At 69.7% G+C, this 9,793-nt stretch carries 10 protein-coding genes and 1 rRNA gene; 2 read left to right on the plus strand and 9 right to left on the minus strand.

Translation table 11 applies throughout. The annotated features are described in order from the left end of the window. Positions 1–64: 64 nt before the first annotated feature. A complete protein-coding gene (locus tag ACZ43N_RS25690; protein WP_468100678.1) occupies positions 65–892 on the plus strand; it encodes an ECF subfamily RNA polymerase sigma factor, BldN family in 828 nt (275 codons plus the stop codon). 291 nt (positions 893–1,183) lie between these two features. Next, a complete protein-coding gene (locus ACZ43N_RS25695) occupies positions 1,184–2,464 on the plus strand; it encodes a DUF5667 domain-containing protein (RefSeq protein ID WP_468100679.1) in 1,281 nt (426 codons plus the stop codon). A 101-nt stretch (positions 2,465–2,565) separates the two neighbouring features. Here the strand turns inward: ACZ43N_RS25695 and ACZ43N_RS25700 are convergent, their stop codons facing one another. From ACZ43N_RS25700 to rrf, 9 genes are all read right to left on the minus strand, one after another. Beyond that, on the minus strand, positions 2,566–3,645 hold the full coding sequence (locus tag ACZ43N_RS25700) for a lysophospholipid acyltransferase family protein (protein ID WP_468100681.1): 1,080 nt from the start codon (positions 3,643–3,645) through the stop codon (positions 2,566–2,568). 14 nt (positions 3,646–3,659) lie between these two features. Continuing rightward, positions 3,660–4,727 carry an NAD-dependent epimerase/dehydratase family protein gene (locus tag ACZ43N_RS25705; RefSeq protein WP_468100683.1) on the minus strand — a complete coding sequence of 356 codons (1,068 nt, stop codon included), beginning with the start codon at positions 4,725–4,727 and terminating at the stop codon, positions 3,660–3,662. Positions 4,728–5,001: 274 nt separating this feature from the next. Then, the gene (locus ACZ43N_RS25710) at positions 5,002–5,100 is read right to left on the minus strand and encodes a 30S ribosomal protein bS22 (protein WP_003948845.1); all 99 of its coding nucleotides are present in this window, start codon (positions 5,098–5,100) and stop codon (positions 5,002–5,004) included. A 166-nt stretch (positions 5,101–5,266) separates the two neighbouring features. Then, positions 5,267–5,479, minus strand: a complete 213-nt coding sequence (locus ACZ43N_RS25715; RefSeq protein ID WP_004984898.1) for a helix-turn-helix domain-containing protein — start codon at positions 5,477–5,479, stop codon at positions 5,267–5,269. A 129-nt stretch (positions 5,480–5,608) separates the two neighbouring features. Then, on the minus strand, positions 5,609–6,424 hold the full coding sequence (locus ACZ43N_RS25720) for a phosphatase (RefSeq protein WP_468100685.1): 816 nt from the start codon (positions 6,422–6,424) through the stop codon (positions 5,609–5,611). Positions 6,425–6,553: 129 nt separating this feature from the next. Continuing rightward, entirely contained in the window at positions 6,554–7,726 is a 1,173-nt protein-coding gene (locus tag ACZ43N_RS25725; protein ID WP_468100687.1) for an acetoin utilization protein AcuC, read from the minus strand. After that, the gene (locus tag ACZ43N_RS25730; RefSeq protein ID WP_468100688.1) at positions 7,677–8,897 is read right to left on the minus strand and encodes an MFS transporter; all 1,221 of its coding nucleotides are present in this window, start codon (positions 8,895–8,897) and stop codon (positions 7,677–7,679) included. Before ACZ43N_RS25730 ends, ACZ43N_RS25725 begins: the two co-directional genes overlap by 50 nt. Positions 8,898–8,951: 54 nt before the next feature. Next, complete coding sequence (locus tag ACZ43N_RS25735) at positions 8,952–9,596, minus strand: HAD family hydrolase (protein ID WP_468100690.1); 645 nt, start codon at positions 9,594–9,596, stop codon at positions 8,952–8,954. Positions 9,597–9,712: 116 nt separating this feature from the next. Then, positions 9,713–9,793, minus strand: a 5S ribosomal RNA gene (gene rrf, locus ACZ43N_RS25740); the annotation flags it as partial.

Here is a 9,793-nt window from a genome sequence, read left to right on the forward strand (position 1 = left end):
CGTCGCTACGACGGGTGAATGGTTCCGTACTGCACGTGATGGAAGCTCTGCCTCTGGGAGTCCCGTGTACCCACACGTCGGGGTTGACGCCTCGGGCCTGGCTACGCTGCGCGCGACGGTCAACGACCTGTTGCGCGGCTTCGTCCCCACCGCGTACGCCGTCCCCGCCCTCGCCTCCGCCGCCGCGCCCGTAGGCCCGTGCTACGCACTCGCCGACGGCATCGAACAGGGGTCGGCACGCAGCTCCGTCGTTGGGGGGCGGAGGTCGGGTGACGGGCGGGAGGTGGGCAGACGAGGCCGTTCGGGATCCACCGCCACCACTCGCCGTCCCGCCGCGGACAGCGACAGCGCCCGCATGATGGACCTCGTCGAACGCGCCCAGTCCGGCGAGGCCGACGCGTTCGGCCGTCTGTACGACCAGTACAGCGACACCGTCTACCGCTACATCTACTACCGCGTCGGCGGCAAGGCCACCGCCGAGGACCTCACCAGTGAGACGTTCCTGCGCGCCCTGCGCCGCATCGGGACGTTCACCTGGCAGGGCCGCGACTTCGGCGCCTGGCTGGTCACCATCGCCCGCAACCTGGTCGCCGACCACTTCAAGTCCAGCCGTTTCCGGCTGGAGGTCACCACCGGCGAGATGCTCGACGCCAACGAGGTCGAGCGCTCCCCCGAGGACTCCGTCCTGGAGTCCCTCTCCAACGCCGCGCTCCTCGACGCCGTACGCCGTCTCAACCCCCAGCAGCAGGAGTGCGTCACCCTCCGCTTCCTCCAGGGCCTCTCCGTCGCCGAGACCGCCCGTGTCATGGGCAAGAACGAGGGCGCGATCAAGACCCTCCAGTACCGCGCGGTCCGCACCCTCGCCCGTCTCCTGCCGGACGACGCCCGCTGACCCGCCCCCGGTAGGACCCACCCAGCGACCCATCGCGGTCCCACGCCGAGCCCTCCGCTCGCATACGCTCGGCAACCTTCAACTCGCTTTCGGTCGCCCTCCGTTGACTTCTTCGCCGGTTCCTCCGCCGTCCGTAACCCAAGTGCCGCGCCACTCGTTGTGCGGGATACAGGCTCCCTGTGGTCACGGCCCGGCCGACATCGATCACTCGATCGTGTGGATTGGTCGTGGGCGTGCAACCCTCAGGACCCCCTGGGGAGTCGACCGTCATGACGAGAGGAGGTGCCGCCAGTGATCGCGAACGTATCGGCGCACCGGCGGGCGAACGCCTTCGCCCAGGCCCTGGAGGAGCTGTCCGACCGGGGCACGGCGGCCGAGCAGCCCGAGGGATCGGCACCGGCCCCGGCAGCGGAACAGACCGACCAGGGCCGCATGTTGACCCTGGCGAGTGCTCTGGACGAGCTGCCCAAGCCGGAGCTTGACCCCGAGGTCAAGGTGGTCCAGCGCGCCCAACTGGTGGCCGCGATGGAAGCCATGCTGCGGGACGGCACGCTCGCGGGGCGTGAGGCGAAGGACTCTTCGGTGCCCCGACAGAAGGGGAGCGCTGCGACTTCCGCAGAAGGGCGGTGGCGGGAGACGGGCGGGCGATCCGGCAGGGCGCGGGGCGCTCACCGGGCGAGCCCGCTGGGAAAGCTGCGACCACGATCGCGACTGACGAAGGGGCTCGCCGCGGGCGGGCTCAGCGTCGGTGTCGCCGCGGGAGCACTCGGCGGTGTGGCCGCGGCCAGCTCGGACGCCCTCCCCGGCGACTCGCTCTACGGCCTCAAGCGCGGCATCGAGGACGTGAAGCTCACCCTGGCCGACGACACCGACGACCGCGGCCGGCTCTATCTCGACCAGGCGTCCACCCGGCTCAGCGAGGCCCGCAGGCTCATGGAGCGTGACCGCGGCGGACACCTCGACCACGAGTCCCTGGGCGACGTCCGCCGGGCCCTGACCGGCATGAAGCACGACGCCTCCGAGGGCCACCGCCTGCTGCACGAGGCCTACGAGCGCAACCCGGGCTCCCTCGGCCCCATCCAGGCCCTGTCGTCCTTCTCCCAGTCCCACCGGGAGACGTGGGGCGCACTGCGCGAGCGGCTGCCCGTACAGCTCGGGGACGTCAGCCGCCAGGTGTCGCAGGTCTTCGACGCCATAGACGAAGAGGTCGCCCCGCACCGGTCGTTGCTGCCACAGCCCCACTCCCCGGGCGGCGGCGACAAGCAGCGCCGATCGCCGGGCTCCCGCTCCCCCGGCTCGGCCGACTCCGGCCGTCCGGCACCCAGCGCCACCGGCGGCTCCGCGGGCAGCCAGGACACGGACGGCAAGCCCAAGCCGTCCGCCTCGAACAGCGGGGAGAACCTCGTCGGCGGTACCACCGGCAGTCTGCTCGACCCGCCCCAGGACGACACGTCCAACACCTCGCCGTCCACGGACAGCAGCGCCCCCGTACAGGAGCCCGACGTCACCGTCCCGCCCCTCCTCCCCGGCCTCCTCCCCGGCCTGGGCATCGACGGCGACGACACGAACTGACCCGGCACGACGATGGGGCGCCCTTCACGCGAAGGGCGCCCCATCGTCGTACGCGGCGCTCGGAGAAGCGGACGGAGCGCCGACCGCCTCAGTGCAACACCTCAGAAGAACACCGACCGCCGCTGCACCAGCAGCTTGTACAGGGTGTGCTGGATCTGTTCCCGTACCTGGTCCGTCAGGTTGAACATCAGCATCGGGTCCTCCGCGGCCTCCGGCGGGTAGCCGTCGGTCGGAATGGGCTCGCCGAACTGGATGGTCCACTTGGTGGGGAGGGGGATCGCACCCAGCGGGCCGAGCCAGGGGAACGTCGGAGTGATCGGGAAGTACGGGAAGCCGAGGAGACGGGCGATCGTCTTGGAGTTGCCGATCATCGGATAGATCTCCTCCGCGCCGACGATCGAGCACGGGATGATCGGCGTGCCCGCCCGCAGCGCGGTGGACACGAAGCCGCCGCGGCCGAACCGCTGAAGCTTGTAGCGGTCCCCGAAGGGCTTGCCGAGGCCCTTGAAGCCCTCCGGCATGACTCCGACCAGTTCGCCCTGCTGCAGCAGCCGTGAGGCGTCCTCCGCGCACGCCAGGGTGTGTCCCAGCTTGCGGGCCAGCTCGTTCACCACCGGCAGCATGAAGACCAGGTCCGCCGCGAGCAGCCGCAGATGGCGCCCGGCGGGGTGGTTGTCGTGGACGGCGACCTGCATCATCAGGCCGTCCATCGGGAGCGTCCCGGAGTGGTTGGCGACGATCAGGGCGCCACCCTCCGCCGGGATGTTCTCGATGCCCTTCACCTCGACCCGGAAGTACTTCTCGTACACGGGCCGCAGCAGGGACATCAGCACCTGGTCGGTGAGCTCGGCGTCGTAGCCGAAGTCGTCGACCTCGTAGTCCCCGGTGAGCCGCTTGCGCAGAAAGGCGAGGCCGCTCGCGATCCGTCGCTCCAGCGCCCCGCCGTCCGCTGCCTCGGCGGCCTCCAGGGGCGTCTCCGGCTTCTCCCGTGTCACAGGAACATCATCGGTGCTCGCCGGCACTCCGGGGAGGGCCTGGACGTCACCGGATTCCCGGACGTCGCGTACGACCGCGTTCTCGCCCTTGCGACGGCTCCCCGCGCTCCGGCGGCGCGACGGGCGCTGCGCGGCGCCCCCACGGGTCCGGTCGTCGTCGAACGGAATGACCTTGGCATCCGCCATCGTTGATGCGCTCCTCAGTTGGCGCTCTGCGTCGGGGTGTGGCCGCCGCCCGGGGCGGGCACCGGAAGTGCGGCGAGCCGGTCGATGGCCCCCGCGACGGCCTCGGGGGGCAGCAGGCCGGGACCCTTGCCGCGCGCGAAGTCCGCGAAGGTCTCCGCGGTCGTGTACTTGGCCCGGTACCCAAGCGTCTCGCGCATCTGGTTCGTCGACACGACCCGGCCGTGGGTCAGCAGCCGCAGCTGCTCCGGCGAGAAGTCCGTCACCCCCAGCGTACGGACCATCGTGCCGACCCAGCTGACCGCCGGCATCAGCAGCGGCACCGTCGGCCGGCCGAGCCGCCGCGCGCACTGCGACAGCAGCAGCACACCGTCACCGGCGATGTTGAAGGTGCCGCTGTTGAGGGTGCCGCGAACCGGCTCGTGCGAGGCGATCCGCAGCACCTCGATCACGTCGTCCTCGTGCACGAACTGCAGCCGGGGGTCGTAGCCGAGCACGGTCGGCAGCACCGGCAGCGAGAAGTACGACGCGAGCGGGGAATCGGCGCTCGGGCCGAGGATGTTCGCGAACCGCAGCACGCACACGGCCACATCGGGCCGGCGTCGCGCGAAGCCGCGCACATAGCCCTCGACCTCGACGGTGTCCTTGGCGAAGCCACCGCTCGGCAGGGACTTGGGCGGTGTGGTCTCGGTGAAGACGGCCGGATCGCGGGGCGCGGAGCCGTACACGTTCGTACTGGACTTCACGACCAGACGCTTGATCAGCGGGGACTTCTGGCAGGCACCGAGCAACTGCATGGTGCCGATGACATTGGTCTCCTTGAGCGTCGCCCGGCCGCCGCTGCCCAGCGGGGTGCCCGTGACGTCCAGGTGCACCACGGTGTCGACGTTGTGCTCGGCCAGCACACGGGCGATGGCGGGGTGGCGGATGTCGGCCTGCACGAAGTCCGCGCCGCCCAGATGGTGCTCCGGCGGCACGGCGTCCACCGCGATGACGCGGTCGACATCCGGCTCACGCTGGATCCGACGTACGAACCGGCCGCCCAGCTGACGGGCCACCCCGGTCACGAGCACGACCTTCCCCAAGATCAGCGCCTTCCTTCCCAACGTCGGCGCCCGTAGGCGTATCTCTGCTCGTCCTCTGCCGCGTTCCCCGTGTGCGGCCACGTTAGCGGGTTGTTGTTGCGCTGTGATGACTGCGACCCCGCCAACGACCGGCAAAAACACTGAGACCCCCCACCGGGGTCCGGTGGGGGGTCTCAGCAACGCGCTCTCCACAGCGCTCGCACAAACGTGCAAGGCGGGCGACGCCCGTACGGGACGGACGTCTGCCAGGCCCCCTTTCAGGGGCCGGGCCGCCTTACTTCTTGTTGCGACGCTGAACGCGGGTGCGCTTGAGCAGCTTGCGGTGCTTCTTCTTCGCCATCCGCTTGCGCCGCTTCTTGATAACAGAGCCCACGACTACCCTCGCTCACTTCTCATCACTCGGTGTTTGGGCGCCATGGGCCCATACGACCTACGAGGGGCCAGCCTACCCGTCCGAGCGCTGAGGTCGTAATCGAGGGTGAGCCAGGGGTATCCCGGACGCCACGCGCGGCCCCCGGGCACTCCTGACCCCATGACCGTCAGGCAGTCTCCACCCCCACATAGCTCTCGCGAAGGTACTCGTGAACCGCTTGCTCCGGCACCCGGAAGGACCTGCCCACCCGGATCGCCGGCAGATGACCGCTGTGCACCAACCGGTACACGGTCATCTTCGACACTCGCATCACCGAGGCGACTTCCGCCACGGTAAGGAACTGAACCTCGTTCAGAGGCCTCTCGCCAGCTGCAGCCATGACACACCTGCACCTTCCGCACTCGACGGCCACCGGCTTCCCCTTCCGGTGACTCTTCGTCGCTGCGTGCTCACTCCCCAATGTAGGGGCGGGTGATGCGAGTGGGGAAGAGGGGATGCCATCGGCGGCCTACTGTGACAGACACGCCCGATTGAGTACGTAGCGGGTCAGCGGTCGGTAGTAACCGGACCGCACACCGTCATCAAGTGGAACGACGACGGACACCCGTCCCTCCGCCTCCCCCACGAAGAGCGCCGGATCGTCCGTGTCGGCCAGCCCGATTGCCTCGAACCCCAGCTGACCTGCACCGCAGACCCATCCATGGTCCCCGACCACGAGTTCCGGGAGCCGCCCGCCGCCCTCCGCGGCGGCCGCCAGAACCGTCCGAACCGGGAGGGGTGAATGCGTGTGCACGCCGGTCGCACAACGGGAGCGCGAAGCGGTCGCCTCCCTTACGACGGAGACACGTCTTACGTAGTCGAGGTTGTACGTGCGTAGGCCGAACCGGGTCGTTATGTCGACACGTCTACCCGTCGCAGGGGTGAGGACCTCACATCCCGCCGCCGACAAAGCGTCCGCCAACGCGCCGTAGAAGCCGATCAGCCGATGCGGATGCCCGGTGCCGAACAGCACCGGCCCACCACTGCGCGCGACCGCCGCGAGCCGCTCCGCGAACCGGTCCAACGCCGCCAGGGTGAACCGCGGGTCAATCACATCCTGCCCGGTCGTGCACCCCGGATCGGCCGAAACCCCACACCTCTGGGCCATCAAACCGAGCACATCCCGCTGCCGCCACGTCATCTCGGGGTCGAGCCCGATCAGAAACCGAGGATCACGGGCGGCGAACAGCCGGTAACTCCGCAGACTCGACTCCCGCGAGGTTGCCACCCTCCCGGCCAGCCCCGCCGCCACCAGATGAGCCCGCAACTCCCCCGCACTCAACACACCCCGATGCTGACGCACCAGCCCCAGGCCACCACCAGAATCCCTGGCCGAACCACACAGTTGGCCTAAGGGGTCCTTTCCCTATGAGCGTCCGGGTCGAGTGAAAGGACCCCCTGAGCCCGGCCGACCTCAGGGCAGCAGCCCCCGCAGCGGGAACACCGCCTTGCGCGCGGCCAGCACCGCCTGGTCCAACCGGTCCGCGGGGTCGTACCCGGCCGCCCAGTCGGTCCACGCCACGGGCCACCGCCCGTCGGTCATCCGCACCGGCGCCAACTGCCGTGTCCGGGCGAAGACCTGTTGCCGCCAGTCCTCAGGGATCATGGTCTCCGGCGCGATCTCCCGCCCGGCCACGATCCCGACGAGATGCGTCCACGATCGCGGCACCACGTCCACCACCGCATATCCGCCGCCGCCGAGCGCGATCCACCGCCCGTCGGCATGCTCGTGCGCCAGGTCGTGCAGCGCCATCTGGACCGCCCGCTGCGCGTCCAGCGACACCGCCAGATGCGCCAACGGGTCCTCGAAGTGCGTGTCCGCACCGTGCTGGGTCACCAGCACCTGCGGCCGGAACTCGGCCAGTACCTCAGGCACCACCGAGTGGAACGCCCGCAGCCAGCCCGCGTCCCCGGTCCCGGCCGGCAACGCGACGTTCACGGCCGACCCCTCCGCCTTGTCCGCCCCCGTCTCCTCCGGCCAGCCGGTCTGCGGGAACAGCGTCCGGGGGTGCTCGTGCAGCGAGATCGTCAGGACCCTCGGGTCCTCCCAGAACGCGGCCTGGACCCCGTCCCCGTGGTGCACGTCCACATCCACGTAGGCAACCCGTTCGGCGCCCAGCTCCAGCAGCCGGGCGATGGCGAGGGAGGCGTCGTTGTAGATGCAGAACCCGGAGGCGCCGCCCGGCATGGCGTGGTGCAGGCCGCCGGCGAAGTTCACGGCGTGCAGCGCGTCGCCGCGCCACACTGCCTCCGCCGCTCCCACCGACTGCCCGGCGATCAGCGCGGACACCTCGTGCATCCCGGCGAACGCCGGATCGTCCATGGTCCCGAGCCCGTAGGACCCGTCGGCGCCGCCGGGGTCGGCGGACGCGGCCTTCACCGCCGCCACGTAGTCCTCGCGGTGCACGAGCCGCAGGGTCGAGTCCCCCGCCAGCTTCGCCGAGACGACATCCATCTCCCGGTCGAGCCCGAAGGCGCTCACCAGACTCCGGGTCAACGCGAGCCGGACCGGATCCATCGGATGGTCCGGGCCGAAGTCATAGCCCGTTACTGCCTCGTCCCACATCAGCTGTGCGCGGCCGCTCATGTCCGCCACCGTATCGGTCCGGTTCAGTCTCGAACGACCGGGCGTACACCAACGTCACCAGCACCAACGCCATCGGTACGAGCATCGCCCCGCGGTAGCTCCAGGAGTCCCCCAACGCCCCCACCAACGGAGAACCGATCAAAAAGCCCACATAGTTGAAGATGTTCAGCCGGGCGACGGCCGCGTCCGAAGCCCCTGGGAACAGCCGCCCCGCCGCCGCGAACGTCTGTGGCACCAGCACACACAGCCCCAGCCCCAGCAGCGTGAACCCGAGCATTCCCACCCAGGCCCCCGGCGCCCCCGCCACCACCGCGAACCCGATGGCCGCCACCACCGCTCCCGCCCGTACGACGGCAGCGGCCCCGAACCGGCGCACCCCGAAGTCACCGATGGACCGCCCCAGCAGCGTGGTGACCATGTAGACGTTGTACGGAACGGTCGCCAGCTCGTCCGAGCTCCCGAGCACGTCCTCCAGGTACTTGGCACTCCAGTTGGAGACGGTGGAGTCCCCGATGTACGCGAAGCACATCACCAGACAGAGCGGCAGCAGCAGCTTGAAGGCGACATGCCCGCCCGCGGCACCGGCGTCGGCGGCGGCCTTGTCCTCGGGCCCGCCCCCGTCGACGTACCACCGGCTCCCCACCAGCGCGGCCGGCAGCAGCACGAGGACCACCGGCAGATACGACACGAGCAGCGGCAGATCCCAGTGCGCCCCCACCCACGCCAGCGAGGCCCCGGATATCCCGCCCAGGCTGTACACGGCGTGAAACCCGAGCATGATGCTCCGCCCGTAGGACCGCTGGAGGCTCACCCCGAGCATGTTCATCGAGGCATCGAGCGCCCCGACCGCCAGCCCGAACGCGGCCAGCGAGACCCCGAGCTCGACCATGTGCCCGCCGGCCCCCACCCCCAGCAGCGCCAGGAGCACGACGGGCTGCGACCACCGCAGCACCCGGCTCGCCGGTACCTTCTTCACCAGTTGCTCGGTGCAGACGCTGCCGACGCCGGCGAGCACCGGCACCGCGGCGAGGAAGGCGGGCAGCAGCGCGTCGGAGACCCCGTACCGGTCCTGAATGGCCGGAATTCGCGTCACGAGCAGTGCGAAGGCGACGCCCTGGGCGAAGAAGCTGAACGCCAACGCGGCCCGGCCGCGCCGCAGCACATCTGTCATGGCGGAACAGTAGGGGTCGTCCGCTACTCATGGGTAGAGGAAGTTGAAGATTGCTCAACTAAGCAGGGGGAGCAGCTCCGCCATGTCCGAGAAGTGCCCTCGGGCCCCGGTCAGCTTCTCCGCCGGTGTCATCGCCGTGAACCCGTACACGTCCATCCCGGCCGCGAGTCCCGCCTGGACGCCGAGGGGGCTGTCCTCGATCACCGCGCATCTGTCCGGCGCGACCCCCATTTGCTCGGCCGCGTGCAGAAAGAGGTCGGGCGCCGGCTTGCCCCGCCCCACGTCCTGCGCGCTGAACACCAGTCCGTCCCCGAACCACCGGTGGAGCCCCGTTGTCCGATGCCCCACTCGGATCCGCTCATGGCTCCCGGACGACGCCACACAGTAAGGCACCCCTTCGGCCACGAGCTTCTCCATGACGTCGACGATCCCGGCGACCGGCGTCAGGTCCCGCTCGAACGCCGCGAATACCCGTGCGTGGAAGACATCGTCGAAGTCCTCGGGCAGCCGCCGCCCGGTCCGCTCATGGATCAGCTCATGGATCCGGTGCATGGCCGACCCCATGTAGTCCCGGATGGAGTCCTCGTACGAGGTCGGGTGTCCGAGCTCGGTCAGATAGGCGGCGAGGTGCCGGTTGGAGATGGGCTCACTGTCGACGAGCACACCGTCATTGTCGAAGATCACGAGGTCGTAGCGCATCCGACCACTTTACGAAGTCGACGCGGCGGGCGGTCGCGGCGCATTCTGGCCCCCGATAAATCACGGTGAAACGCAGAAAGGCCCACACCATAAGGTGTGGGCCTTTCTCAATGATTGTTCGGCGGCGTCCTACTCTCCCACAGGGTCCCCCCTGCAGTACCATCGGCGCTGTAAGGCTTAGCTTCCGGGTTCGGAAT

Source organism: Streptomyces sp. NPDC030814 (assembly GCF_055572155.1).

Bases quoted from the DNA above. Each gene is read 5' to 3' on its own strand.
- ACZ43N_RS25700 (WP_468100681.1), bottom strand. From the start codon at position 3,645: ATGGCGGATGCCAAGGTCATTCCGTTCGACGACGACCGGACCCGTGGG.
- ACZ43N_RS25715 (WP_004984898.1), bottom strand. From the start codon at position 5,479: ATGGCTGCAGCTGGCGAGAGGCCTCTGAACGAGGTTCAGTTCCTTACC.
- ACZ43N_RS25725 (WP_468100687.1), bottom strand. From the start codon at position 7,726: ATGAGCGGCCGCGCACAGCTGATGTGGGACGAGGCAGTAACGGGCTAT.
- ACZ43N_RS25730 (WP_468100688.1), bottom strand. From the start codon at position 8,897: ATGACAGATGTGCTGCGGCGCGGCCGGGCCGCGTTGGCGTTCAGCTTC.
- ACZ43N_RS25735 (WP_468100690.1), bottom strand. From the start codon at position 9,596: ATGCGCTACGACCTCGTGATCTTCGACAATGACGGTGTGCTCGTCGAC.